Here is a 24698-nt window from a genome sequence, read left to right as displayed (position 1 = left end):
GCTGGTGAATGTCCTGAACTGTCGCGGCGCTCAGGTGTCACGGCATGGATTCTAGGGTCTGCGCGCGTCGCTTCGCTTATTGCTTCGCCCTAGAATGACGAAGGATACGTCCTGCCCTGTCGTTGCTCAATTCTCAATTCATCATCATCGCGTCCATCGGCTGGAAGGTCGGCAGCGCCTGTGGAAAGACCAGCACCGCCGCGCCGTAAAGGAGCAGAGCGAGTCCCGACAGCTTGGCTATCCGCTCTCCTGACTGGAGGGTCTTTTCCGCAAAGATCAGCAAGGTGACCACGGCCATTGCGGCGACATTCATGATCCCGAGCGGAAAGAGGGCGAGAAACAGGAGCCAGCAGCAGCCAAGACAAAACGCCCCATGCTCGATGCCCATGCGTGCCGCGCCCCAACGACCGTCGCGCCATGAGGTCAGGATGAAACCGATGGGCGTGCGGCATTTGGCCAGGCAAAGATCCTTCAATGGGGAGAGCTGATAGGCACCCGCAACGATCAGCAGCACGCCGCCGATGCGCGCGGCCGTCGCGGCGGACATTCCCATCTGCCCGCCAAGCATCTCCGCGCCGGCCGCACCGGCAAAGGCGAGAACGCCAATCGCGCTCCAAACCAGCATGTAGCCGGCCACGAACACCCAGGTGGAGACGAAGGTTTCGCCGCGCCCCCGCTTGGCCGCTTGAACCTGGTGAAACGTCAGGATCATCGGGGCGGCCGTCGGAAACATCATGGCAATCATCATGACGATCCAGACGGCAAGAAAGAGCGGCGCTGTCATGCCCATGGTGGGCGAGTAGATTTCCATGCGCATGTCCGCGTCCATGCCGATCTGCTGTCGGATGAGCACAGTCCACGACGCCGCGGCGCTCGCAATCAGCAGCGCGAGAACGATGTTTCGCTGCAGTGTCAGCGTCATGGGCGAGCCCGTCCGGCCATGCGGTCAAGGACTATTGCTGGCCGGACCAATTGATCGGAGCGTAGTGCGCGTTTCGCCGCGAATTATCCCAACTCATGCCATGGTCGCTGAACGTATTGCCTTCCGCGCCCATCGCCAGGCCTAGCCAGTCTGGATTGACGGGATGGCCGGTGGCCGCCCACATCTCACCGTCCTCGCGCATTGTCGGCAACGGTTCGACCGCCAGTTGCATCACGCCGGCAACCTCCACCGACCGCTTCTTGCCGTCGACCTGGTATTTGATCGGCGCCTTCTTCGCTCCGAGATTGGTGCTGATCATCGGCGCGAAGGCAGCCATCGGCCCACCCGCGGCGCCGGTGAAGATGGCGCCTAGCGCCTCTGTTTGCCGGTCATCGGCCCGTTCGTCGATATAGGCCGCCGCCGTCCAATTGCCCTCCGCCATCGGACCTGGCGTGTGAGCAACCATCGCGACATTGAGCCCGTCCAGTCGAACGTCGCCGAAACTGCCCTTGTCGATATGAAAGACCAGGGCAACGTCGCAAACGCCTTTCGTCGGCTTCGACGTCAGCTGCGCCTGGGTGGACAGCAGACAGGGACATACGACATCGCAGCTGCAGTTCTCGAAGTAACTTCCAGACAATTGCCAACTGACCGCCATTTGCACCTCCCATTTGCGTCAGGCGCGTCGGGCATGTCGCTTTGGCGAGGCGGTGCCGTTTCACGAACACGATCGGAACGGCAGAGAGCCCTCATCGCGACTGATCGGCACGCCGGGGCATAATTTAAGTTCGAGCTAATGGAAGGTACGCCGTTGCCCCGGACTGTCAAGCGGCAGGCACTCGAGCGCTGGAACGTCGGGTCGCTCGGCCGCGTGCGGCTGCAGACAGCGGTGCTGCCGACGCGCAAACGGCAGACCTGTCCGATGCACTGGCGCGACAGGCTGTGTTTCGCGATTGTGCTGCAAAACGCTTGTGATTGGCGAAACCGACGCGCCGGCTGATCTCCCCTCGTGGGCCTTTATGGGGAGGTCCAGGAGGACAGAGGGGCGCGAAGGAACGCCGACCATCTCCGTCGTCATTCCAGGGCGGAGCAAGGAGCGGAGCGACGCGCGCAGACCCTGGAATCCATTCCGTGACGCTAAGGCATTGCAACGTTTACAGAATTTTGTACCGCTGAGCCCTTCGGCGTCGGTCACGGAATGGATCCTCGGGTCAAGCCCGAGGATGACGACGCGTGGGTTGCGGCTAGAGAAGCGCTGACACGCTGGCCGGACAGCGTCCCTCTTGTCCTGCCGGGCAACTCCCCCTCAAGTCGGAGATCTGCCGCCACCATCGCCTTCAATGATCGGCGCGCAACAAAAAAGGGCCGGCGCATCGCCCAAGCCCTGTTTATCACCGATATATCACGCATATCCAGCCTTAAGCCAAAATCTCAGGTTCCGGCAAATACCGTTACGCCGCAGCCGCCTACCGCTCGTCCTTCAGCCGCCGGCACAACTCGTCGAGCTGGTCCAGCGAGCGATAGTTGACCCTGAGCGTGCCGCCCTTGCCCTTGTGCTCGATGCTGACGATCATGCCGATCGTATCGGTCATCAGCTTCTCGAGCGCCAGCGTGTCGGGGTCCTTGTCCGACGCGCTTGCCGCGGGCTTGGTCTTGGCCGGTGTCGGGCCGGCGGGCGTCTGCGCCAGCGCTTCCGCCTGGCGCACCGAAAGCCCTTCCTTGACGATGCGCTTGGCGAGCCCGGCCGGGTCCTCCGCGGTCACCAGCGTGCGGGCATGACCGGCCGAGAGATCGCCGTCGACCAGCATGCTATGGATGACGGGGGGCAGCTTCAGAAGCCGTAGTGTGTTGGCGACATGGCTGCGGCTCTTGCCGATCACCTGGCCGAGATCGGCCTGGGTGTAGCCGTGCTCATCGATCAGCTGCTGATAGCCTTGCGCCTCCTCGACCGGATTGAGGTCGGCGCGCTGCACGTTCTCGATGATCGCCAGCTCCAGCGCGGTGCGGTCGTTGACGTCGCGCACGATCAGCGGGATCTCGGTCAGGCCGGCGCGCTGCGCCGCCCGCCAGCGCCGCTCGCCGGCGATGATCTCGTAGCGGCCGGGCTGCGAAGGCGAGGGGCGCGCCACCACCGGCTGCACCACACCATGCTCGCGGATCGATTGCGCGAGGTCGGTGAGCTCGGCATCGCCGAAATACCGGCGCGGGTTCTTCGGGTTCGGGCTGACGAATTCGATCGGCACCTTGCCGTCCGCCGCGACCGCCGCGCTTGGCTTTTCCGGCGCCGCCGGGCGGTCGATTTCGCCGATCAGCGCCGCGAGGCCACGGCCCAGTCTTTTTCTTGATTGGTCTTCGCTCATTGGTTTGTCCAGATCGTTTCGGAATCGAATTGGCTAATTAACCAAAGCTGCCGCCGCGCCTACGGCTCAGGCGGCGCGCAGCTTGCGCTCGCGGCGGATCACCTCGGAGGCGAGCTGCAGATAAGCCTGGCTGCCCGAGCATTTCAGGTCATAGAGGATCGCCGGCTTGCCATAGGACGGCGCTTCGGAAACGCGCACATTGCGCGGAATGATCGTCTCATAGACCTTGTCGCCCATATGGGTGCGCACATCCTGCACCACCTGGTTGGCGAGGTTGTTGCGCCCGTCATACATGGTGAGCACGATGCCCTGGATGGTGAGATCCGGGTTGATGCTGTTGCGCACCTGCTCGACCGTCTCCAGCAATTGGCTCAGACCTTCGAGCGCGAAGAACTCGCATTGCAGCGGCACGAGAACAGAATCGGCCGCGGCCATTGAATTCAAAGTCAAAAGATTGAGCGAGGGCGGGCAGTCGATCAGCACATAGCCGAACGGCGCCGCGCGCTCGGCGGCGGTGCGCAGCGCGTTGCGCAGCCTGAGCACACGGTCGGGCGCCGAGGCGATCTCCATCTCGATGCCGAGCAGGTCCAGCGTCGAGGGCACGATGGACAGACCCGGCACCGCCGTCGGCACGGCGGCTGCTTCCAGATCGAGCTCGCCCGTCAGCACGTCATAGGACGAGACGGTGCGGTCCTTGCGGTCGATGCCGAGGCCGGTGCTGGCATTGCCCTGCGGGTCAAGATCGACGATCAGCACGCGCTCGCCGATCGCGGCCAGCGCCGTGGCCAGGTTGATGGCCGTCGTCGTCTTGCCGACGCCGCCTTTCTGGTTGGCAACAGTGATGATACGCGGTGCTGTGCTCATGGGCCTATGCCAGTAATTCATTGCTGTTTCGCCGGGCGCAATTCGGTGATTTCAAGGATGACGCCGTGTGGGTCGGTCATGCTCGAATGTTCTACCAGATCGAAGCCCCAGCGGTGAGTGCTTTCTTCCACCTCAGATCGGTAATCCCGGCCTTTATGGAAGAGCGCGCGTGACCCTTTGGTCAGCCACGGCGCAGCCAGGTCGAGCAGATCCGGAAGGGCGGCCAGCGCTCTGGCGGTTACGATTTCCGGTGCGGAAACAAGCGCATAGCTGTCATCGATGCGCTTTGCCAGGACCCGTGCGGGCAAATTGAACTGACCGATGACCGATTGCAGAAACGAAGCCTTCTTGCGGTTGCTCTCGACCAGGTCGATCGACGCGCCGGCCCGCTCGGCCAGCAGAAAGCCGAGCACCAATCCCGGAAACCCGCCGCCCGAACCAAGGTCGACCCAGCGCGTGGCAGTGGGTGCGATTCGCGCGAGTTGGGCGCTATCCAGGATGTGGCGGCGCCAGACATCGTCGAGCGTCGACGGCGCCGCCAGATTGATGCTGCGGTTCCATTTCAGGAACAGCTCTTCGAAGGCCCGAAGGCGCTCGAATGTTTCACGTGAAACCGGACCCGCCGCCTTTTGCAGATCATCCCAAGCGCTCACGCCACGTCCCTTCGCGCGGCGGACTCGGCGTTGCGGACATGAGCCACGATGATGGCCAGCGCAGCGGGCGTCATGCCTTCCATCCGCTGAGCATCGGCGATCGAACGCGGCTGGCGGGTCTTCATCTTCTGCTTCAGCTCGTTTGAAAGTCCGGGAACATCGGAAAAGTCGATAGTCTCGGGGATGAGTCGCGATTCCTCATGCCTGATCTGCGCGACATCGGCGTGCTGCCGATCAAGGTAAACCGAATATTTCGCTTCCGTTTCGAGTCGCTCCGCCGTCTTGGCGTCAAGCGCGGCAAAGCGCGGCTCGACACGCGTCAGCCACGCCATGTCGACGCCCGGATGCGCCAAAAGCGCATAGGCCGAGCGGCGCACGCCGTCCTTGTTGATCTCCAGCCCATGCCGCGCCGCTTCGTTCGGCGTCAGCGTCACCGACTTTGCCAGCGCGCGGGCCTGATCGAGTTTCAGCGCGATCTCGCCGAACCGCTGCATCCGCGGCGAGGCCACGATCCCGAGCTTGTCGGCCAGCGGCGTCAGCCGCTCATCGGCATTGTCGGCGCGCAGCGACAGCCGGAACTCCGCCCGCGAGGTGAACATCCGGTAAGGCTCGGCGATGCCGCGGCTGCTCAGGTCGTCGACCATCACGCCGATATAGGCCTCGGTGCGGCTGAGCACGACCGGCTCGCTTGCCGAAGCCTTGCGCGCCGCGTTGATGCCGGCGAGCAGACCTTGCGCGCCGGCCTCTTCGTAACCCGTCGTGCCGTTGATCTGCCCGGCCAGGAACAGGCCGGCCAGGCGCTTCGTCTCCAGCGTCGTCTTCAGTTCGCGCGGATCGACATGGTCGTATTCGATGGCATAGCCCGGCTGCAGCATCGTCGCCTTTTCCAACCCGGGAATGGTCTTTAGGATGTCGAGCTGCACATCCTCCGGCAGCGAGGTCGAGATGCCGTTCGGGTAGACGGTGTCGTCGTCGAGGCCTTCCGGCTCGAGGAAGATCTGATGACCCTCGCGGTCGCCGAACTTGACGATCTTGTCCTCGATCGAGGGACAATAGCGCGGCCCGACGCCTTCGATCGAGCCGGAATACATCGCCGAGCGGCCGAGATTGGCCCGGATCAGGTCATGCGTCGCCGGCACGGTCCGTGTGATGCCGCAATGGATCTGCGGATTGACGATTGCGTCCGTCATCAGCGAGAACGGCACCGGATCCTCGTCCGCCGCCTGGCTTTCCAGCGACGCCCAATCGATGGTGCGGCCGTCGAGGCGAGGGGGCGTGCCGGTCTTCAGGCGCCCGAGCTTGAAGCCCGCACGCGCCATGGTGGCCGAAAGCCCATGGCTTGCCTGTTCGTTCATGCGGCCGGCGACGATCTTCCTCTCGCCGATATGGATCAGCCCGCGCAGGAACGTGCCGGTGGTCAGCACGACCGCGCCACAGGCCAAGCGCCGATCACCCGAAACCAGCACGGCCGCCACGTGCCCGTCTTCGATTGCGAGATCGAGAACCTCGCCCTCGACCACGTCGAGATTGGCCTGTTCGCCGATCGCGGCCTGCATGGCAAGTCGATAGAGCTTGCGGTCGGCCTGGGTGCGCGGACCGCGCACGGCCGGCCCCTTGCGGCGGTTGAGCAGGCGGAACTGGATGCCGGCGGCATCCGCGATGCGGCCCATCAGCCCGTCCATGGCGTCGATCTCGCGCACGAGATGGCCCTTGCCGAGGCCGCCGATCGCCGGATTGCAGGACATGACGCCGATCGTATCGAAGCGCAGCGTCACCAGCGCGGTCCTGGCGCCGGCGCGCGCGGCAGCGCTCGCCGCCTCGCAGCCGGCATGGCCGCCGCCCACCACCACCACATCATAGTGATCGGTCATTTTTCCAAGAATCCGCTTTCAGAGATTGCCCGACACATGTCCCCGTCATCACGCGCTGTCAAGGACGAAGGCCCGACTCGTTTCACGTGAAACACATATCCGAAGCCGGAATGTTTCACGTGAGTCATCGCCGCACGGGTCCCGCGTCGTGTTTCACGTGAATCATTTACCGATGCAGAACTGCGAAAAGATGACGTCGAGCAGATCCTCGACATCGACCGAGCCGATGATCCGGCCGAGCCGATCGGCCGCCAGCCGCAACTCCTCGGCCCGCAATTCCTGGCTGTGTCCGGCCAACGCCGCTCGCAAGAAGCCCGTCGTCTCCTTGAGCAGCTCGACATGCCGCAGCCTCGACGGGAGGACTTCACTCGCGTCCCCGGCTGCCTTGGCGGCACGGGCTCCGATCTCGTCGAGAAGAGCGCCGAGCCCTGTGCCGTCCCTGGAAGAGATCGCCAGATCATATGCGCCAGCGCCGGCACCGGCGATATCGGACTTCGTCCCGACACGCAGCAGTGGAGCCCCGCTCGCAACGTCGCCGACGGAAACAGGGTCAGCCATGTCCTCCAACAGCAGGATCAGGTCTGTCTCCCCGGCCCTGGCCCTGGCACGCTCGATGCCGATTGATTCGACCTTGCCCGCGGCGTCCCGCAGGCCGGCCGTGTCGACAATCCGCACCTTCAGCCCGTTGAGGTCCATGGCGACCTCGAGCAAATCGCGAGTCGTACCCGGTTCGTCGGTGACGATCGCTGCGTCGCGCCTGGCCAGCGCGTTGAACAGGCTGGACTTGCCGGCATTCGGCGCACCGAGGATCACAACCTCGAACCCGTCGCGGATGATCTCGGCTGCCTTGAAGCCTTCAACATGCCGATCGATCTCACCGATCATTGCCGACACGTCGGACCAGACCGCATCCGAAACGGAACCCGGCACGTCTTCTTCGTCGGCGAAGTCTATTTCCGCCTCGATCATGGCGCGCGCATGGATCAGCCGGCGGCGCCAGCTCGAATAGAGCTCGCTCTGCGTGCCTTCCGCGTTGCGCAAGGCGAAGCGGCGCTGCGCTTCCGTCTCGGCATTGACCAGATCGGCGAGCGCCTCGGTCTCGACAAGGTCGAACTTGCCGTTGAGAAAAGCGCGCCGGGTGAATTCGCCAGGCTCGGCATGCCTCACGCCTTCGAAGCCCGTGATCGTCTCCAGCATCTTGGCCGCGACGGCGCGGCTGCCATGGACCTGGAATTCGGCAACATCCTCTCCGGTGAAGCTGCCGGGAGCTGGAAAGAACAGGACGAGCCCGTGATCGATGACCGAGCCGTCCGCGGCCTTGAGCTTGCGCAACGTGGTAAACCGGTCCTTAACGGCGCCCGCAATCGTTTCGACCACGAATCGAGTCTTCGGGCCGGAAATACGGATGACGGCAAGGCCGGCAGGCAGGCGGCCGCTGGACAGCGCTACGATCGAATCCTTCGAAGCCATTGGGGAAACCATTTGCCGGACCTGCCGAACCGCCTAGATTAAAGGTAGAGCATGTCGGCCGAAGACCGCCTCATGGTTTTCGGCATCATGCTTTGCCGCATCAAACCCAAATGCCGAGCCCGCCCATCGTGACCTTGCCCGCGCGAAACCTGCTTGCCGAAGAGGCCAGCCCCTATCTGCAGCAGCACAGCGACAATCCCGTGCATTGGCGCGGCTGGTCGCCCGCTGCCCTTGCCGAAGCCAAGGAACTCGGGCGGCCGATCCTGCTCTCCATCGGCTACGCCGCCTGCCACTGGTGCCATGTCATGGCGCATGAAAGCTTCGAGAACGACGCCGTGGCGGCCGTCATGAACCGGCTCTACGTGAATATCAAGGTCGATCGCGAGGAACGGCCGGACATCGACCAGATCTATATGGCCGCCCTCCATGCCATGGGCGAGCAGGGCGGCTGGCCGCTGACCATGTTCCTGACGCCCGACGGCAAGCCTTTCTGGGGCGGCACCTATTTCCCGCGCGAGGCGCGTTACGGAAGGCCGGGCTTCATCCAGGTGCTGGAGGCGGTCGACAAGGCCTGGCGCGAAAAACGGCAGAGCCTCGCCGAAAGCGCCGACGGGCTGACCGCCCATGTCGAGCAGCGCCTTGCCGGCGCAACGGGCAAGGCCGTGCTCGACCGCGATACGCTGGCCGACCTCGCCGGCCGCATCGACGGCATGATCGACCGCGAACTCGGCGGCTTGAAGGGCGCGCCAAAGTTCCCCAACGCGCCGTTCATGCACGCGCTTTGGCTGTCCTGGCTGCGGGACGGCCAAGCGGAACATCGCGATGCCGTGCAGCTGAGCCTCGAAAAAATGCTCGCCGGCGGCATCTACGATCATGTCGGCGGCGGCCTCAGCCGTTATTCGACCGACGCCGAATGGCTGGTGCCGCATTTCGAGAAGATGCTTTACGACAACGCCCAGCTCATTCACCTGTGCAACTGGGCCCATGCCGCCACCGGGAACGACTTGTTCCGCGTACGAATCGAAGAAACCGTCAGCTGGCTGCTGCGCGAGATGTTGGTCGAAGGCGGTGCCTTCGCGGCCAGCCTCGATGCCGACAGCGACGGCGAGGAGGGGCTTTTTTACACTTGGAACCGCGAGGAGGTCGAAGCCGCGCTCGGCGACGATGCGTCGACCTTCTTGCGGTATTTCGAGCTGGCCGCCCCGCATGGCTGGGAAGGCAAGCCGATCATTCGCCAGACCCAAGCACAGCAAAATCAGGGCATCGCCGACTACGCTCAGCTTACTCCTCTGAAAGCGAAGCTGCTGGCCGTCCGCGAACAGCGGATCAGGCCTGGCCGAGACGGCAAGGCGCTCACCGACTGGAACGGGCTGATGATCGCGGCCCTCGCCGAGGCGGGCCGCTCACTTGGGCGCCGTGAGTGGATCGATGCCGCAGCCAAGGCTTTCGCCCATATCGTCGAGGCCAGCCAGGATGGCCGCCTGCCGCATTCCATGCTCGGCGCGAAGAAGCTTTTCCCGGCGCTGTCCAGCGACTATGCCGCCATGACCAACGCGGCGATCGCACTGTTCGAGGCGACCGGCGACCCGGCCTATTCGGATCGCGCCAGGCAGTTCATCGGCGAGCTCGACCGCTGGCACCTGGACGACGAAAAGACCGGCTACTGGCTGACGGCGTCGGACAGCGGCGACGTTCCGATCCGCATCCGCGGCGATGTCGACGAAGCGATACCTTCCGCCACCAGCCAGATCGTCGAGGCGCTGGTGCGGCTGTCGTCACTCATTGGCGACCTCGATCTCTGGGAAAAGGCCTGGACGGCCGCCGAGCACGCCATGGGCCGCGCGTCCCAGCTGGCCTATGGCCAAGCCGGTATCGTCAACGCCTGCGCCCTGGCGCTTGAACCGTTGAAGCTCGTCATTATAGACAAGCCAGAGTCTTCAAGTCTTGTTCCGGTTGCGAATCGGAATCCCGATCCACGCCGGGTGGACATCGTCGTGCCGATCGGAACGGAAGCGAATCGACCGCTATTGCCGGGCGGCGTGCTGCCGCCGACGGACAAGGCAGGCGCCTGGTTCTGCAGCGGACACGTGTGTCTGCCGGTGCTGACGGATGCGGGTGAGTTGGAGAAGTTGCTGCGGCGAAGCTAAAAAGCCAGCGAGGCCGAGTTTCTTCGTCATCCTCGGGCTTGACCGAGGATCCATGCCGTGACGCTCGCATAAAGCAGCGGCGCAGAATTCTGCACCGCTGCAAAGCTCAAAAGGAACGGCATGGATTCTAGGGTCTGCGCGCGTCGCTTCGCTCCTTGCTCCGCCCTAGAATGACGAAGAAAAGGGGCGGACTACCGCGCCCACCCCAATCACGTGTTCATCGAATCGAAGAAGTCGGCGTTGGTCTTGGTCTGCTTGAGCTTGTCGATGAGGAACTCGATCGCGTCGGTCGTGCCCATCGGCGCGAGGATGCGGCGCAGCACGAAGATCTTCTGCAGGTCCGCGCGCGGCACCAGCAGGTCCTCCTTGCGGGTGCCCGACTTGAGGATATCCATCGCCGGGTAGATGCGCTTGTCGGCCACCTTGCGGTCGAGCTGGATTTCGCAGTTGCCGGTGCCCTTGAACTCTTCGAAGATGACTTCATCCATACGGCTGCCCGTATCGATCAGCGCGGTGGCGATGATGGTCAGCGAGCCGCCTTCCTCGATGTTGCGAGCGGCGCCGAAGAAGCGCTTGGGGCGCTGCAGCGCGTTGGCGTCGACACCGCCGGTCAGCACCTTGCCGGATGACGGCACGACGGTGTTGTAGGCGCGGCCGAGACGCGTGATCGAATCGAGCAGAATGACCACGTCGCGGCCATGCTCGACCAGGCGCTTGGCCTTCTCGATCACCATTTCGGCGACCTGCACGTGGCGCGCCGCCGGCTCGTCGAAGGTCGATGAGATGACCTCGCCCTTAACCGAGCGCTGCATGTCGGTCACTTCCTCCGGACGCTCGTCGATCAAAAGCACGATCAGATAGCATTCCGGATGGTTGGCGGTGATCGAATGGGCGATGTTCTGCATCAGCACAGTCTTGCCGGTGCGCGGCTGCGCGTTGATCAGAGCGCGCTGGCCCTTGCCGATCGGCGCGACCAGGTCGATCACGCGCGGCGAGATGTCCTTGGAGGTCGAATTGTCGATCTCCATCTTCAGCCGCTTGGTCGGATAGAGCGGCGTCAGATTGTCGAAGTGGATCTTGTGACGGATCTTTTCGGGATCGTCGAAATTGATGGTGTTGACCTTGAGCAGCGCGAAATAGCGCTCGCCCTCTTTCGGGCTGCGGATCGGCCCTTCGACCGTATCGCCGGTCTTGAGCGAAAAGCGCCTGATCTGCGACGGCGAGATGTAGATGTCGTCGGGACCCGGCAGGTAGTTTGCGTTGGCGGAGCGCAGGAAGCCGAAACCGTCCTGCAGCACCTCGACCACGCCGTCGCCGATGATCTCGATGTCCTGGGCGGCGAGCTTCTTCAGGATCGCGAACATCAGCTCCTGCTTGCGCATGACGCTGGCGTTCTCCACCTCGAGCGTCTCGGCATAAGCGATCAGCTCTGGCGGCTTCTTGTTCTTGAACTCTGCGAGTTTCATTTCTTGCATTAGATAGACTCTGGGTAGGCTTTGGGGAGGAAAATCGGCTGAATACGACAAATGCCGGGCGCGGCCGAAAGCGAGTGAAAGGGGCGGCGCATGACGGGAAGGAAGACCCGTCTTTTATCGTCGGTCGCCTGAAAGAGCAAGCCGCCTTTTGCTGGGCTTCTGCTGGATTGAAGTAAGCCTCGAGCATGATCCCGAAAAGTGGAAACCGGTTTTCGGAAAGATCATGCTCCCGATCTAAAACGGCTTCACGACGACCAGGATGACGATGACGATCATCACCAATGTGGGGATCTCGTTGACGATCCGCCAGTGCCGCGCCGGTTTTTCGTTCTTGTCCTCGGCGAATTTCCGGACCGCGGCGGCGAGATAGCCATGCAGACCCGACAGGACGAGCACCAGCGCGATCTTGGCGTGCAGCCAGCCGCCCTGGAAGCCAAAGCCCTTCCAGGCCAGCCAAAGCCCGAACACCCAGGTCACGATCATCGCCGGGTTGATGATCCCCCGCAGCAGCCGGCGTTCCATCACCTTGAAGGTCTCGGACTGCACCGAGCCTTTCTCGGCATCGACGTGATAGACGAAGAGCCGCGGCAGATAGAGCATGCCGGCCATCCAGGCGATGACGGCGATTACGTGGATCGCCTTGGCCCAGGGGTAGAAGCCGTCGCCCGCCACGAAATAGAGCAGCGCGCTCAGCACGACGAGCACGACAATGCCGATCGCCATGCGCTTCATCGCCTGGCCAGTGCTGTTCCCCCTGCTCGCGCTGTCCTCATTGCTCATCGGCGGCTCCTCACCATTTTCACCATCGCCTCGACATGCGCCACCGGCGTCTCCGGCGTGATGCCGTGGCCGAGATTGAAGATCAGCGGCCCACCACCCAAAGTTCTCAGAATCGCATCGACGCCGTCGGCCAGCGCCTTGCCGCCGGCGACCAGGCGCAGCGGATCGAGATTGCCTTGCACCGCTCCGTCGCCTTGCAGGTCCTTCGCCATCGACAGCGGCACGGTCCAGTCGAGGCCGAGACCGGCAATACCGGTCTTCCTCCTGTAGTCGCGATAGCGCTCGCCGGCGCCCTTCGGAAAACCGATCACTGGCACGTTCGGGTGAGCCGCCTTCATCTGCCGGACGATCTCGGCCACCGGTTCGACGCAGAAGGCCTCGAAGGATGGTTCGTCCAGCACGCCCGACCACGAATCGAAAATCTGCACCGCATCGGCGCCGGCTTCGATCTGGCGAATGAGATAGGCGGCCGAGTGGTCGGTCAGAATCTTCAGAAGCCGTGCGAAGGCCTCGGGCTCGCGATAGGCGAAAAGCCGGGCAGGGCCCTGGTCGGGCGTGCCGTGCCCGGCAATCATATAGGTCGCCACCGTCCAGGGCGCGCCGCAGAAGCCGAGCAGCGTCGTCTCGTCGGGCAGTTTTACGCGCAACCGGCGCACCGTCTCGTAGACCGGTTCGAGATTCACGTGAAACATACTGCCGTTCAGCGCGGGAATCTCCGATGCCGAGATCGGCTTCAGGATCGGGCCGCGGCCCTCTTCGAAGCGGACATCCCGCCCCAGGGCGTTGGGCACGACGAGAATGTCGGAGAACAGGATCGAGGCATCGAAGCCGAAGCGTTCGATCGGCTGCAGCGTCACCTCGACGGCAAGGTCCGGGTCGTAGCAGAGATCGAGGAAGGATCCCGCCCGCTTCCTGGTCTCCCGGTATTCGGGAAGATAGCGGCCCGCCTGACGCATCATCCAGAGCGGCGGCGGTGCAACCGTCTCGCCCTTGAGGACGTCCAGCATGATCCGTTTCGCAGCCATTTGGCGCTGTCCCCTCCGGGTGTCTCTTAAATCAAATATCTATTTTAAAAGAGTCTTCTGATTCTAAGAGTCTGTTGGTTGTGATGGTTGCGACCTGTCCAGCCTGCGGCTCGAAAAGGCCAGTCAGCATATTGTCGCGTACTCGCTTTCGCAATTTGGAGGGATCTGGGGACGAAGCGGATTCAGGCTTTCGAGTCAAAAGCTTGGCCTTTCGGGTCTGGACTTTCCGCTGTGGACGAAATCGGCCAAGAAAAATTGATCCCCAGTTTTGTCCCCAGCGCCGCGACAAAGCCTACAGCGGGTCGAATTGTGGACAAGCGGCCATCTGATACAGTCGCTTCCCGACCCAAGGCCTGCCCATCCAGCCTTGTCCACAATTGCCCACAGCCTGGACCCATCCCCTGTGAACAAACCTCAGAGCTTCTTCCACCTGCATCTGATCTCCGACGCCACCGGCGAGACGCTGCTCGCGGCTGGCCGCGCGGCGTCCGCGCAATACAAGGATGCGCGCGCCATCGAGCATATCTATCCGCTGATCCGCACGGAAAAGCAGATCGCCAAGGTCTTCGAGGATATCGAGGAAGAGCCCGGCATCATTCTCTATACGGTGGTCGACCAGAAGCTGGCGCGCTCGATCGACGAGCGCTGCGCGGCGATGGGCTTGCCTTGCGTATCGGTGCTGGAGCCGGTGCTGACGGTCTTCCAGTCCTACCTCGGCACGCCGGCCGGCCGCCGCGTCGGCGCCCAGCACGTGCTCGACGCCGAATATTTCCGCCGCATCGATGCCTTGAACTTCACCATGGAGCATGATGACGGCCAGCTGCCGGCCAATATGGACGATGCCGATATCGTGCTGATCGGCATATCGCGGACCTCGAAGACGCCGACCAGCATCTATCTTGCCAATCGCGGCATCAAGACCGCCAACATCCCGATCGTGCTCGGCGTGCCGCTTCCCGAAAGCCTGATCGCCGCCAAGACGCCCTTGGTCGTCGGCCTGGTCGCCACGGCCGAACGCATCTCGCATGTGAGGCAAAACCGCATCCTCGGCAACAGCGCCGCCTTCGTGCCGACCGCCTATGTCGACCGCGCCGCCATCAACGAGGAGCTTGCCTATGCCCGCCAGCTCTGCACGCGGCATGGCTGGCCGATGATCGATGTCAGCCGCCGCTCCATCGAGGAAACCGCGGCCGCCATCGTTGCCCTGCGGGGAAAGACGCGCTAACTGGGATTTGTCGAGACGCCGGCCGCTTCGTCATCCTAGGGCGGAGCAAGGAGCAAAGCGACGCGGCGTAGACCCTAGGATCCATGCCGAGACGTCGAAGTGTTGCGACGGTGTAGAATTCTGCTCCGCTGCGCCTCTCGGCTGAGGTTATGGCATGGATCCTAGGGTCTTCGCGACGGAGCTTCGCACCTGCTTCGCCTAGGATGACGAAGTTCGTAAGGCTTTGGCCATTCTCCAAAGTTTGTGCTGGACCCCAGACAAACGATGGGTCAACAGCGTCAGGGAGCTAGTTGGGCGAAAAATCATGGCCGAGAAAATCATCCTCGCTTCGGGCAGTCCCTACCGCAAGGCGATGCTCGTCAATGCCGGCCTCGACATCGAGGCGGTGCCGGCAAATGTCGACGAGCGCGCGCTCGAGGCTCCGCTGAAGGACAGCGGCGCTTCGCCCGAGGATGTCGCGTCGATTCTGGCCGAGGCCAAGGCGACCGAGGTCAGCGAGCGCAAGCCAGGCGCCCTGGTGCTCGGCTGCGACCAGACCCTGTCGCTGGGCGACGAGATCTTTCACAAGCCCGCCGACATGGAAAGCGCGCGGCGTCATCTCCTAACGTTGTCGGGCAAGACGCATCAATTGAACAGCGCCGCCGTGCTTTGCCGCGACGGCGAGGTGCTGTGGCGCCATGTCGGCGTCGCCAGCCTCACCATGCGCAAGCTCGATCCCGCCTTCATCGGCCGGCATCTGGCGCTGGTCGGCGTCAAGGCGCTGTCCAGCGTCGGCGCCTACCAGGTCGAGGGCGAAGGCATCCAGCTGTTCGAGAAGATCGAGGGCGATTATTTCACCATTGTCGGCCTGCCGCTTTTGCCGGTGCTGAAGGAGCTGCGCGCATTGGGAGCCATCGATGGCTGAGAAAAGGGCCTTCGTCGCGGGACATCCGATCGCGCATTCGCGCTCGCCGAAGATCCACGGCCATTGGCTGGCGCACTACGGCATCGACGGCAGCTATGAAGCGATCGACGTGGCGCGGGATGATTTCGCGTCCTTTCTGAAGGCGCTTGCCGACAATGGTTTTCGCGGCGGCAATGTCACCATCCCGCACAAGGAGGCGGCCTTCGCCGGCGTCGCCCGCCGCGATCACGCGGCCGACGCGATCGGCGCGGTCAACACACTATGGTTCGAGGATGGCATTCTGTGTGGCGGCAACACCGACGGCTACGGCTTTGCCGCCAACCTCGACCAGTATGCGCCCGGCTGGGCGGCCAATGGCCCGGCCGTGGTGCTCGGCGCCGGCGGGGCTTCGCGCGCGGTCATCCATGCGCTGAAGGAGCGCGCGGTGAAGGATATCCGCATCGTCAACCGGACGCTCGCGAGAGCCGAGGAACTCGGGCGCCATTTTGGCGCCGGGATCTCGGCGCATGGCGCCGATGCGCTCGGCGAGCTGCTTGCCGATGCCGGCCTGCTCATCAACACCACTTCGCTCGGCATGCATGGCAATGAAACCTTGGCCGCCGATCCGGGCGCGTTGCCGGACCACGCCATCGTCACCGACATTGTCTATGTGCCGCTGGAGACGCCTTTGCTCGCCGCCGCCAGGGCGCGTGGCCTGAAGACCGTCGATGGTCTCGGCATGCTTCTGCATCAGGCGGTGCCCGGTTTCGAACGCTGGTTCGGCCGGAAACCCGACGTTACGTCCGAGCTGCGAAGCATGATCGTCGCCGACATCGAGGGCCATTGAAACCCATGATCGTGCTCGGCCTCACCGGATCGATCGGCATGGGAAAGTCGGCGACGGCGAAAATGTTCGCCGAGGCCGGCGTGCCGGTGCATGATTCCGACGAGACCGTGCATCGCCTCTATTCCGGCAAGGCGGCCTCCCTTGTCGAGGCGGCCTTCCCGGGCACGACGCAGGCAGGCGTGGTCGATCGCGTCAAGCTCGCCGGAAAAGTGCTCGCCGATCCCGCCGCGCTGAAGAAGCTCGAGGCAATCGTCCATCCGCTGGTGCGCGCCGATGCCGACGCGTTCCTGGCCAAACACCGCGCCGCCGGCGCGCCGCTCGCCGTGCTCGACATCCCGCTTTTGTTCGAGACCGGCGGCCGCAACCGCGTCGAAAAGGTCGTGGTCGTCACCGCCTCGCCCGAAATCCAGCGTGAACGCGTGCTCGCCAGGCCGGGCATGAGCGAGGAGAAGTTTTCGTCGATCCTCGCCAAGCAGGTGCCCGACGCCGAAAAGCGCCGCCAGGCCGATTTCATCATCGACACCGGCCACGGCTTCGATGCCGCGCGAAAGGCGGTCGAGGCGATCGTCGCCGAACTGGCAGGGGATAAGAAGGAGGCACCACCCTCCTGACTCTTGCTGTCAGCAGCCGCCATTGCCATTTTTCGCCGAAGCACGATGCTGCCCGTGCCAAGGACAACTGATTCGAATGCGTGAGATCATCTTCGATACGGAAACCACCGGCCTCGATTTGCGCGACGACCGCATCATCGAGCTCGGGGGCGTCGAGCTGGTCAACCGCTTTCCGACCGGCCGCACCTTCCACAAATTCATCAATCCGCAAGGGCGCGCGATCCATGCCGAGGCGCAGGCCGTGCATGGCATCAGCGCCGCCGACCTTGTCGGCAAGCCGACCTTCGCCGAAATCGCGCAGGAATGGCTGGACTTCACCGACGGCGCCAAGCTGATCGCGCACAACGCCACCTTCGATATCGGCTTCCTCAATATCGAGTTCAGCCGGCTCGACCAGGCGGCCATCGATCCCGGCCGCATCGTCGACACGCTGGCGCTTGCGCGCCGCAAGCATCCGATGGGGCCGAACTCGCTCGATGCGCTCTGCCGTCGTTACGGCATCGACAACACCCGCCGCACCAAGCACGGCGCGCTGCTCGACTCCGAACTGCTGGCCGAGGTCTATATCGAGCTGATCGGCGGCAAGCAGGCGGCGCTGGTGCTGGAAGCCGTGGCGGTGCACATGAACGGCGCCGGCGAGGTGGCCGATATCGACATCTCGATCGGCGCCCGGCCGATCGTCCTGCCGTCGCGGTTGAGCGAAGCGGATCGTGCGGCGCATGCCGGGCTGGTTTCAACGCTGGGTGAAAAGGCGCTGTGGCTGAAAGTAGCGACAGCGGGCTGAGCGGGCGCGCTGGCGCCGACGTTGGAAATTGGCCGAAACCCCCGTGACGTCGTCATACTCGGGCTTGACCCGAGTATCCATGCCGTGACCTCGGCCGTAAGGTGCAACGGTGCAGAATTCTGTACCGCCGCAACGCCTTGGCGTAACATGGATTCCAGGGTCTGCGCGCGTCGCTCCGCTCCTTGCTCCGCCCTGGAATGACGCGGCGACGGCCAATCGCGAAGGTTGGCAACTGCTCGCTGGGCCTGATCAACAAAAAAGCCCGGCGCGAAGCCGGGCTCTCGATACGGTGTGGCGGTGCGCCTTTTCAGCTCACCTGGATCTTGCTCGCCGCCGCCTGATCCTCGGCGACGCGCTGCTGGAACATCTGCGCGAAATCGATCGGGTCGAGCATCAGCGGCGGGAAGCCGCCATTGCGGGTGGCGTCGGCGATGATCTGGCGGGCGAACGGGAACAAAAGCCGCGGGCATTCGATGAACAGCAGCGGCAGCATATGCTCCTGCGGGAAGCCGTTTATGGCGAAGACGCCGCCATAGACCAGCTCGACATTGAACAGCACTTCCTGGTCGAAGGAGGCCTTGGCGTTCAGCGTCAAATTGACGTCGAACTGCTTGTCCGAGAGCGGATTGGCGTTGACGTTGACATTGATGGCGATGCCCGGAGCCTTGTCGCGGCCGCGCAGCGAATTCGGCGCGCCGGGGCTCTCGAAGGACAGGTCCTTCACATATTGCGCAAGCACATTGAGCGAGGGCTGATTCTGGGCTCCGTTGCCGTTGCCGTTGCCGTTGGCGGCGCCGGTCGCCGCGTCATCGTTGCTGGCCATTAGCCTTTAAGTCCTTTTGCCTGGGCAGCATTGCTGACCGGATTGAAATCGCGGGTTCGCTACCATGGTCGGCCGGACAAAACAAGTTTTGCCGCCCTTATCGGCAGGGGGAACAGGAAAGCGCAAACGCTGGGGGTTGGCTGAAGCTCGTCAACCTCGTCATTCCAGGGCGAAGCAGCCGCGAAGCGGGGTCGCGTGGATGACGATCGCGATGGGCGCTCCGGCCAATCTCCAAGGCATCCTGCCTGCCAATGCGAACCACCGGCCTGAATCCGACTAGTCGTTCTTCAGCCGCCGCCAGGCTGAATTGTGGTCCGGCCGGTTCGGATAGTCGTCGCGCGAATAGTCTGTGTCGTCGAGGTCGATGACAGTGTCGCGCCGGCGGGCCGAAAAGCCGCTGCTGAAGCTGGTCGCCATGACGATGCGGTTCTTGAGCGCGCGCCAGGCGAAGTCGCGCACCGGCGGCAGCAACAGAAGAATGGCGAAGATGTCGGTGATGAAGCCCGGGATGATCAGCAGGATCGCCGCCAGCACGATCATAGCGCCATGCGCGAGCTGGCGGCTGGGGTCGCGCCCGGCATCCATCTCCGTCCGCACCCGCGCCATGACGCCAAAACCCTGGTGCCGCAGCAGCAGGCTGCCCGCGACGGTGGACAGGATGACCAGCCCGACCGTCGCCAAAGCGCCGATCTCGCGGCCGACAACGACGAAGCCGGCGATCTCCAGCAGCGGCAGCAGGAGCAGGAACAGCGGGATGAACGAAATGCGCAAGTCTCGACGGATCGCTTTCTTCTTTTGCGGCGCTGGCGGACAATCGCCGCTGGCCTTGGCGCCCTTAGATAGGTATGGCTGCCTTTGATTTGAATGATTGCGCCTGCCGTTCTATATGCTTTGAGTGTTGAACGCTATGCGACCGCGGTCCCCCAGGGGTTACGCCGGTCCGGCACGGACAGGGATCGGTTGGCGGAAAATATGGGTTTCTTCGACTTCGGCACGATTTTCTTCCTGATTGCGGCGGTTGTGATCTTTTTCCAGCTGCGCAACGTGCTTGGACGTCGCACCGGAAACGAGCGTCCGCCCTTCGATCCCTATTCGGCGAGCCGCACGCGCGAGGCCGATGCGGCGCAGAAGCCTGAAAATGTGGTGTCGCTGCCGCGCAAGCGCGCGCCGGGCGAAACCGCGCCCGAGACCTATGCCGATATCGACGCCTTCGCCAAACCCGACACCGATCTCAACAAGGGCCTGCGCTCCATCAAGGACAACGATGCGTCCTTCGAGCCGAAGGGGTTCGTCGACGGCGCCAAGATGGCCTACGAGATGATCGTCATGGCCTATGCCGATGGCGACCGTAAGACGCTGAAGAACCTGTTGTCGCGCGAAGTCTATGACGGTTTCGTCGCCGCGATCGGCGAACGCGAGGCCAAATCCGAAAAGATCCAGTCTTCCTTCGTCGGCATCGACAAGGCCGACATCGTCGCAGCCGAAATGAAGGGTTCGGAAGCGCATATCACGCTGCGCATCGTCTCCGAGCTGATCTCGGCGACCCGCGACAAGGCCGGCGCCGTCATCGACGGCGACCCGGAAACCGTGGCCGAGGTCAAGGATGTCTGGACCTTCGCCCGCGACACCCGCTCGCGCGACCCGAACTGGAAGCTCGTCGCCACCGAAGAAGAAGATTGAGATCAAGCGGCGGGGCCCCAGTCGTGCCGCTCTCTCCCACTTTCAGCGAAAAATCCTTTACCGACCTTCCGGGCTGGGGCGAGGATGATCATCTTGCGGCCTTCGCCGCCTTCCGCCGCTCGGCCTTCCACGCGCCGATAAAACCTTACCGCACCGGATCGCTCGGCGTCGATTTCAATGCTTTTGCCGAGGCCTATGCCGAGGCGCGCGCCGTTTCGGCGCCGAGCAGGTCCGAGGCGCGGTCGTTCTTCGAACGGCATTTCGTTCCCGCTCTGGTCGTACCCGACAATGGCGGCGCCGGCCTTGTCACTGGTTTTTACGAACCCGAGGTCGAGGCCTCGCCGGTCAGGACCGAGCGGTTCACCGTGCCGCTGCTGTCCCGCCCCGCCGACCTGATCGACATCAACGACGGCAACCGGCCGGCCGGCATGGATAGCTATCTGGCCTTCGCCCGCCGGACGGATGCTGCTCCGGTCGAATATTTCGACCGCGGCGAAATCGAGCGCGGCGCGCTCTCCGGCCAGAACCTCGAGATCGCCTGGCTCGCCGAAAAGGTCGATGCCTTCTTCATCCATGTGCAGGGCGCAGCTAGATTGAAGATGGCCGACGGCAGGCTAGCCCGCGTCACTTACGCCGCCAAGTCCGGCCAGCGCTTTTCTGGCCCCGGCAAGACGTTGAGCGATCTCGGCGAGATCCCGGTGGAAAAGGTGACGATGCAGTCGATCCGCGCCTGGTTCAAGGCGCATCCCGACCGCGTCGACGAGATCCTGTGGCGGAACCGCTCCTACATCTTCTTCCGCGAAGCCGACGTCGACGATGCCGCGCTTGGGCCCATCGCCGCCGCCAAGGTGCCGCTGACGCCCGGGCGTTCGGTGGCGGTCGACCGCCTGCTGCACACATTCGGCACACCTTTCTATATCGACGCGCCGTCGCTCACGGCCTTCGACCAAAAACCGTTCCGGCGGCTGATGATTGCGCAGGACACCGGCTCGGCCATCACCGGCCCGGCCCGCGGCGATCTCTTCGCCGGCTCGGGCGACGCCGCCGGCGAGATCGCCGGCGTGGTGCGCAACGCCGCCGACTTCTACGCGCTGGTGCCCCGCGGCCTGTTCGATGGAGCGCGCCGGTGAGCCGCCGCGACGATCATCTCAGCGACGACGACCGCATCCTGTGGAACCTGGTGGCGCGTTCGGCGCGGCCGCTGAAAGGCAAGGCCGCCGTCGAGATCCCCGACATCGTCGAGCCGAAACCGGCGCCGGCCGCCGTTCCGGTCAACGGCGTTCCGGCCGCTGCCGCAAAACCCAAGCCGCAGCATGTCTCGCACGCGCTCGACGACCAGACGCTGCACAAGCTGAAAAAAGGCCGGCTGCCGATCGAAGGCCGCGTCGACCTGCACGGCATGACGCAGGACGAGGCCTATTCGCTGCTGCTCACCTTCCTCAACCGGGCGCATGCCGGCGGCATCCGTTACGTGCTGATCATCACCGGCAAGGGCTCGTCCTCCGGCGGCGACGGCATCCTGCGCCGCGCCGTTCCGGCCTGGCTGTCGACGCCGGCCTTCCGGCATCTTGTGTCCAGCCACGATCACGCCGCCCGCAACCATGGCGGCTCGGGCGCGCTCTATGTGCGGCTGCGGCGGATACGCGCATGAGCGGGCCAACATGACCCCGTTCGGCGAGAAACTCAGGGCGCTGCGCGCCGAACGCGGCGTCAGCCAGAAGGCGATGGCCGAGGCCATCGGCGTCAGCGCCGCCTATCTGTCGGCGCTCGAGCACGGCCGCCGCGGCGCGCCGACCTGGACGCTGATCCAGAAGATCATCGGCTATTTCAACATCATCTGGGACGACGCCGAGGAACTTGCCCGCCTCGCCGAAAGCTCGCACCCAAGGGTCAGGATCGACACGTCCGGCCTGTCGCCGGCGGCCACCGAGTTGGCCAACCTTTTGGCCGAGAGCATCGAGAGGCTCGATGAAGCGGAACTGCGGAAGATCACGGCATTGGTCCGAGCTGCGCTGAGGGGATAGTTTGCCCGCATAAAACGGGATGCCGCTAGCCGAAGCCGCCCGAACTTCGTCATCCACGGGCGAAGCGGACGCGGAGACCCGAGGATCCATTCCGTGACCTCGCGCGAAGGGTAAAGGCGGCGCAGAACAGAGGTTTTTCTGCACCGCCGCGACGCTCTTAGGTCACGGAATGGCAACTGTGTTCACGCGAATGCGGTTTTGTCGCGAATGATGGCGTTGAGGACGACCAGGAGCTTCCTTGCGACGGCGATGATGGCGAGCTTCTTGGAGCCGGAGCGGGCAGCAAGTGCGCTGTAGAAGGTCTTGAAGCGCTCACAGGTTCGAATGGCCGTGAGGGCTGCCATGTAGAGAGCGCGGCGCACGCGTGATCGCCCGCCCTGGATCTGGCTCCTGCGGTTGAGCTTGCCGCTTTTGTTGTCGAACGGGGCAAGGCCGACCAGTGCCGCGATTGCCTTGGGTGAGCGCTGGCCGAGCTCGGGCAGGAGCGCCAGCAGGGAGAATGCGCCGACCTTGGAGACACCGGGCACGGAGACCATGAGCGAATAATCGCGGGCGGTGTCCTCGGCTTGACGAATGGCTTCGGCAATCTGGCCCTCGATCGCCTTGATGCGCGTGTCGAGGTAGGCGATCGTTTCTTCCAGATCGGCAATGACGATCTCATTGAAGGCCTCGGCGAGGTGCTTCTTCGCCGTTGCCCGCATCTCGACCAGTTGATCGCGGTAGCGGGCAAGCGATTGAAGCCGCTCGACTTCTTCGCGCGGCGCCGGCTCGGCCTCAGGATTATAGCGACGGCCGTAGTCGCTCAGCATCCTGGCGTCGAGAGGATCGGTCTTGGCCCGCCGTCTCGTCGACTTCGCATAGTGGTGGGTATGCGCTGGGTTGTGCCGCGAGAACGGCACGCCGGCCTTGGCCAGCGCATGGCGCAGAAGCCGGTCATGGACGCCTGTCGCCTCCATGACGACGAAGTCCCGACTGGGATCAAGGCCCGCCACATACGCCGCGATCGCGTCGGCCTGGTTGTCGATGCGCCGAAGACGGCCACTTGTCTCATCAAAAAAATCGAGCCACTGCTTGGAGATGTCGCAGCCGACATAGTTCTGGGCTATCATGTCCACGCCTCTTCCTGTGGTGCGGGGTCTGCTTGGAACAGCCCCGTGCAACTGTTCAGGTTGATGGTTCACCGGTGGGAAGGGACCGGGCCATGCCACGGCCTGTCCGAAAGGACGACCAGGATTCATTCGGTCTCCTTCCCACCTCAAACCATACACCAGAACCAACACACAGGATCCTCGGGTCTGCGCGCGTCGCTTCGCTCCTTGCTCCGCCCGTGGATGACGATCGCGATGGGCGTTTCGGCCAATCGCCAAGGCATGCCATCCGCCCCACGCGGACATTTACCCGACGATCGAAATCCCTGCGCTACGGAACCGGCCGGCCGTCCTCAGCTCTTGCTGGAGGCCAGCACCAGCACCGGCTTCTCGCTGTAAAGCTTAGGGAACAGCGCCTTCAGATTCCCGATCTTGGGCATGTCGTTGTAGACGATATAGGGATAGGTCGGGTTCAGCGTCAGGAAGTCCTGATGGTAATCCTCGGCCGGGTAGAAGGTCTTGCCGGTTTCGAGCGTGGTGACGATCGGCTTGCCGAACACCTTGGCCTTGTCGAGCTGGGCGATGTAGCTCTCGGCGACCTTCTTCTGCTCGTTGTTCTCGGCGAAGATCGTCGAACGGTACTGCGTGCCTGAATCCGGCCCCTGGTAGTTCAACTGCGTTGGATTGTGCGCGACCGAGAAATACACCTGCAGCAGCTGGCCGTAGGTGACTTTCGCCGGGTCGTAGGTGATCTCGACGGATTCGGCGTGGCCCGTGCGGCCGGTGCCGACCACTTCATAGACGGCGTTTTCGGCGCTGCCGCCGGTATAGCCGGATACTGCCTTGCTCACGCCCTTGACGTGCTGGAACACGCCCTGCACGCCCCAGAAGCAGCCGCCGGCGAAGATCGCCTTCTCGGTGCCGCTCGCCGCCTTTTCGTCCATCGCCGGCGGCGGGATCACCACCGCGTCCTCGGCCGAGCGGGCCGGGCTTTGCCAGAAGGTCGCGGCAGCCGCCGTCAGGATGATCGCCGCGAACGCGCTCTTGACGAAATTCGCCGGTCGGCTCCCGGCCGTTTTCCGAATGTCGGTCATGTCAAATCTCCCATGCCTGTTGGTACGACTATACGATATATGGTGCCGCCGGCGGCGCACATTGCCGTGCGC

At 63.7% G+C, this 24698-nt stretch carries 24 protein-coding genes; 10 read left to right on the top strand and 14 right to left on the bottom strand.

The annotated features are described in order from the left end of the window. Positions 1-133: 133 nt before the first annotated feature. From FJ417_RS08610 to mnmE, 7 genes are all read right to left on the bottom strand, one after another. Positions 134-922, bottom strand: coding sequence for a DUF2182 domain-containing protein (locus FJ417_RS08610; protein ID WP_140783144.1), 789 nt, complete (start codon positions 920-922; stop codon positions 134-136). Positions 923-953: 31 nt separating this feature from the next. Further along, positions 954-1580, bottom strand: coding sequence for a DUF1326 domain-containing protein (locus tag FJ417_RS08605; protein ID WP_140659576.1), 627 nt, complete (start codon positions 1578-1580; stop codon positions 954-956). Between the two features lie 808 nt (positions 1581-2388). Further along, complete coding sequence (locus FJ417_RS08600; RefSeq protein WP_140783143.1) at positions 2389-3282, bottom strand: ParB/RepB/Spo0J family partition protein; 894 nt, start codon at positions 3280-3282, stop codon at positions 2389-2391. 66 nt (positions 3283-3348) lie between these two features. Next, entirely contained in the window at positions 3349-4146 is a 798-nt protein-coding gene (locus FJ417_RS08595) for a ParA family protein (RefSeq protein ID WP_140783142.1), read from the bottom strand. A 17-nt stretch (positions 4147-4163) separates the two neighbouring features. Continuing rightward, positions 4164-4799 (bottom strand): 16S rRNA (guanine(527)-N(7))-methyltransferase RsmG, encoded by a 636-nt coding sequence (gene rsmG / locus FJ417_RS08590; protein ID WP_140783141.1) that lies wholly within the window; start codon positions 4797-4799, stop codon positions 4164-4166. After that, positions 4796-6670: a tRNA uridine-5-carboxymethylaminomethyl(34) synthesis enzyme MnmG gene (gene mnmG, locus FJ417_RS08585; RefSeq protein WP_140783140.1), complete on the bottom strand. Its 1875-nt coding sequence runs from the start codon at positions 6668-6670 to the stop codon at positions 4796-4798. The genes rsmG and mnmG overlap by 4 nt, the downstream gene beginning before the upstream one ends. Before the next feature lie 162 nt (positions 6671-6832). Next, positions 6833-8140, bottom strand: a complete 1308-nt coding sequence (gene mnmE, locus FJ417_RS08580) for a tRNA uridine-5-carboxymethylaminomethyl(34) synthesis GTPase MnmE (RefSeq protein WP_140783139.1) — start codon at positions 8138-8140, stop codon at positions 6833-6835. A gap of 110 nt (positions 8141-8250) precedes the next feature. Here mnmE and FJ417_RS08575 point away from each other — a divergent pair, with 110 nt between their 5' ends. After that, positions 8251-10287, top strand: coding sequence for a thioredoxin domain-containing protein (locus FJ417_RS08575; protein ID WP_246687417.1), 2037 nt, complete (start codon positions 8251-8253; stop codon positions 10285-10287). Positions 10288-10496: 209 nt separating this feature from the next. Here FJ417_RS08575 and rho read toward each other — a convergent pair whose 3' ends face one another. From rho to hemE, 3 genes are all read right to left on the bottom strand, one after another. Beyond that, on the bottom strand, positions 10497-11762 hold the full coding sequence (gene rho, locus FJ417_RS08570; RefSeq protein WP_140783138.1) for a transcription termination factor Rho: 1266 nt from the start codon (positions 11760-11762) through the stop codon (positions 10497-10499). A 234-nt stretch (positions 11763-11996) separates the two neighbouring features. Further along, the gene (gene hemJ, locus FJ417_RS08565) at positions 11997-12542 is read right to left on the bottom strand and encodes a protoporphyrinogen oxidase HemJ (RefSeq protein WP_140783137.1); all 546 of its coding nucleotides are present in this window, start codon (positions 12540-12542) and stop codon (positions 11997-11999) included. Next, on the bottom strand, positions 12539-13567 hold the full coding sequence (gene hemE, locus FJ417_RS08560; protein WP_140783136.1) for a uroporphyrinogen decarboxylase: 1029 nt from the start codon (positions 13565-13567) through the stop codon (positions 12539-12541). Before hemE ends, hemJ begins: the two co-directional genes overlap by 4 nt. Positions 13568-13970: 403 nt before the next feature. Between hemE and FJ417_RS08555 the strand changes: the two genes are divergently transcribed. The 5 genes from FJ417_RS08555 (at position 13971) to dnaQ (ending at position 17917) form a co-directional block, all read left to right on the top strand. Beyond that, complete coding sequence (locus FJ417_RS08555) at positions 13971-14792, top strand: pyruvate, water dikinase regulatory protein (RefSeq protein WP_140783135.1); 822 nt, start codon at positions 13971-13973, stop codon at positions 14790-14792. Positions 14793-15096: 304 nt separating this feature from the next. Then, positions 15097-15696 (top strand): Maf-like protein, encoded by a 600-nt coding sequence (locus FJ417_RS08550; RefSeq protein ID WP_140783134.1) that lies wholly within the window; start codon positions 15097-15099, stop codon positions 15694-15696. Next, a complete protein-coding gene (locus FJ417_RS08545; protein WP_140783133.1) occupies positions 15689-16522 on the top strand; it encodes a shikimate dehydrogenase in 834 nt (277 codons plus the stop codon). The genes FJ417_RS08550 and FJ417_RS08545 overlap by 8 nt, the downstream gene beginning before the upstream one ends. Positions 16523-16527: 5 nt before the next feature. Beyond that, on the top strand, positions 16528-17133 hold the full coding sequence (gene coaE / locus FJ417_RS08540) for a dephospho-CoA kinase (RefSeq protein WP_140783159.1): 606 nt from the start codon (positions 16528-16530) through the stop codon (positions 17131-17133). After that, positions 17060-17917, top strand: a complete 858-nt coding sequence (gene dnaQ / locus FJ417_RS08535) for a DNA polymerase III subunit epsilon (RefSeq protein WP_281405918.1) — start codon at positions 17060-17062, stop codon at positions 17915-17917. The genes coaE and dnaQ overlap by 74 nt, the downstream gene beginning before the upstream one ends. Positions 17918-18224: 307 nt before the next feature. On the opposite strand, the gene secB is transcribed toward dnaQ, so the two are convergent. Both secB and FJ417_RS08525 read right to left on the bottom strand, forming a co-directional pair. Further along, positions 18225-18740 (bottom strand): protein-export chaperone SecB, encoded by a 516-nt coding sequence (gene secB, locus FJ417_RS08530; protein ID WP_140783131.1) that lies wholly within the window; start codon positions 18738-18740, stop codon positions 18225-18227. A gap of 276 nt (positions 18741-19016) precedes the next feature. Continuing rightward, positions 19017-19511, bottom strand: a complete 495-nt coding sequence (locus FJ417_RS08525) for an FxsA family protein (protein WP_140783130.1) — start codon at positions 19509-19511, stop codon at positions 19017-19019. Positions 19512-19712: 201 nt separating this feature from the next. Between FJ417_RS08525 and FJ417_RS08520 the strand changes: the two genes are divergently transcribed. Genes FJ417_RS08520 through FJ417_RS08505 form a run of 4 tightly spaced genes read left to right on the top strand, consistent with a single transcriptional unit; the run spans position 19713 to position 22444 of the window. After that, positions 19713-20420: a Tim44/TimA family putative adaptor protein gene (locus FJ417_RS08520; protein WP_140659563.1), complete on the top strand. Its 708-nt coding sequence runs from the start codon at positions 19713-19715 to the stop codon at positions 20418-20420. Positions 20421-20443: 23 nt separating this feature from the next. Then, positions 20444-21550, top strand: a complete 1107-nt coding sequence (locus tag FJ417_RS08515) for a murein transglycosylase A (RefSeq protein WP_140783129.1) — start codon at positions 20444-20446, stop codon at positions 21548-21550. Beyond that, positions 21547-22071, top strand: coding sequence for a Smr/MutS family protein (locus FJ417_RS08510; RefSeq protein ID WP_140783128.1), 525 nt, complete (start codon positions 21547-21549; stop codon positions 22069-22071). The genes FJ417_RS08515 and FJ417_RS08510 overlap by 4 nt, the downstream gene beginning before the upstream one ends. 10 nt (positions 22072-22081) lie before the next feature. Further along, complete coding sequence (locus FJ417_RS08505; protein ID WP_140707408.1) at positions 22082-22444, top strand: helix-turn-helix transcriptional regulator; 363 nt, start codon at positions 22082-22084, stop codon at positions 22442-22444. Positions 22445-22626: 182 nt separating this feature from the next. Here the strand turns inward: FJ417_RS08505 and FJ417_RS08500 are convergent, their stop codons facing one another. Both FJ417_RS08500 and msrA read right to left on the bottom strand, forming a co-directional pair. Then, positions 22627-23724 (bottom strand): transposase, encoded by a 1098-nt coding sequence (locus FJ417_RS08500; RefSeq protein WP_181183183.1) that lies wholly within the window; start codon positions 23722-23724, stop codon positions 22627-22629. A gap of 161 nt (positions 23725-23885) precedes the next feature. Beyond that, entirely contained in the window at positions 23886-24626 is a 741-nt protein-coding gene (gene msrA, locus FJ417_RS08495) for a peptide-methionine (S)-S-oxide reductase MsrA (protein WP_140783126.1), read from the bottom strand. Between the last annotated feature and the right edge of the window lie 72 nt (positions 24627-24698).

Origin of the sequence: Mesorhizobium sp. B3-1-7 (assembly GCF_006439385.1) — a bacterium.
GTDB lineage: Bacteria > Pseudomonadota > Alphaproteobacteria > Rhizobiales > Rhizobiaceae > Mesorhizobium.
The sequence above is the reverse complement of the archived record's forward strand: the minus strand, read 5'-3'. Positions and strand labels throughout refer to the sequence as shown.

What these genes read in the sequence shown, in the direction of transcription:
- FJ417_RS08600 (WP_140783143.1), bottom strand. Translation starts at nt 3,282, where the DNA reads ATGAGCGAAGACCAATCAAGAAAAAGACTGGGCCGTGGCCTCGCGGCG.
- dnaQ (WP_281405918.1), top strand. Translation starts at nt 17,060, where the DNA reads ATGCCGCGCGAAAGGCGGTCGAGGCGATCGTCGCCGAACTGGCAGGGG.
- FJ417_RS08605 (WP_140659576.1), bottom strand. Translation starts at nt 1,580, where the DNA reads ATGGCGGTCAGTTGGCAATTGTCTGGAAGTTACTTCGAGAACTGCAGC.
- FJ417_RS08550 (WP_140783134.1), top strand. Translation starts at nt 15,097, where the DNA reads ATGGCCGAGAAAATCATCCTCGCTTCGGGCAGTCCCTACCGCAAGGCG.
- FJ417_RS08520 (WP_140659563.1), top strand. Translation starts at nt 19,713, where the DNA reads ATGGGTTTCTTCGACTTCGGCACGATTTTCTTCCTGATTGCGGCGGTT.
- FJ417_RS08575 (WP_246687417.1), top strand. Translation starts at nt 8,251, where the DNA reads ATGCCGAGCCCGCCCATCGTGACCTTGCCCGCGCGAAACCTGCTTGCC.
- secB (WP_140783131.1), bottom strand. Translation starts at nt 18,740, where the DNA reads ATGGCCAGCAACGATGACGCGGCGACCGGCGCCGCCAACGGCAACGGC.
- FJ417_RS08505 (WP_140707408.1), top strand. Translation starts at nt 22,082, where the DNA reads ATGACCCCGTTCGGCGAGAAACTCAGGGCGCTGCGCGCCGAACGCGGC.
- FJ417_RS08595 (WP_140783142.1), bottom strand. Translation starts at nt 4,146, where the DNA reads ATGAGCACAGCACCGCGTATCATCACTGTTGCCAACCAGAAAGGCGGC.
- hemE (WP_140783136.1), bottom strand. Translation starts at nt 13,567, where the DNA reads ATGGCTGCGAAACGGATCATGCTGGACGTCCTCAAGGGCGAGACGGTT.
- FJ417_RS08545 (WP_140783133.1), top strand. Translation starts at nt 15,689, where the DNA reads ATGGCTGAGAAAAGGGCCTTCGTCGCGGGACATCCGATCGCGCATTCG.
- mnmE (WP_140783139.1), bottom strand. Translation starts at nt 8,140, where the DNA reads ATGGCTTCGAAGGATTCGATCGTAGCGCTGTCCAGCGGCCGCCTGCCT.
- msrA (WP_140783126.1), bottom strand. Translation starts at nt 24,626, where the DNA reads ATGACCGACATTCGGAAAACGGCCGGGAGCCGACCGGCGAATTTCGTC.
- coaE (WP_140783159.1), top strand. Translation starts at nt 16,528, where the DNA reads ATGATCGTGCTCGGCCTCACCGGATCGATCGGCATGGGAAAGTCGGCG.
- hemJ (WP_140783137.1), bottom strand. Translation starts at nt 12,542, where the DNA reads ATGAGCAATGAGGACAGCGCGAGCAGGGGGAACAGCACTGGCCAGGCG.
- FJ417_RS08610 (WP_140783144.1), bottom strand. Translation starts at nt 922, where the DNA reads ATGACGCTGACACTGCAGCGAAACATCGTTCTCGCGCTGCTGATTGCG.
- rho (WP_140783138.1), bottom strand. Translation starts at nt 11,762, where the DNA reads ATGCAAGAAATGAAACTCGCAGAGTTCAAGAACAAGAAGCCGCCAGAG.
- mnmG (WP_140783140.1), bottom strand. Translation starts at nt 6,670, where the DNA reads ATGACCGATCACTATGATGTGGTGGTGGTGGGCGGCGGCCATGCCGGC.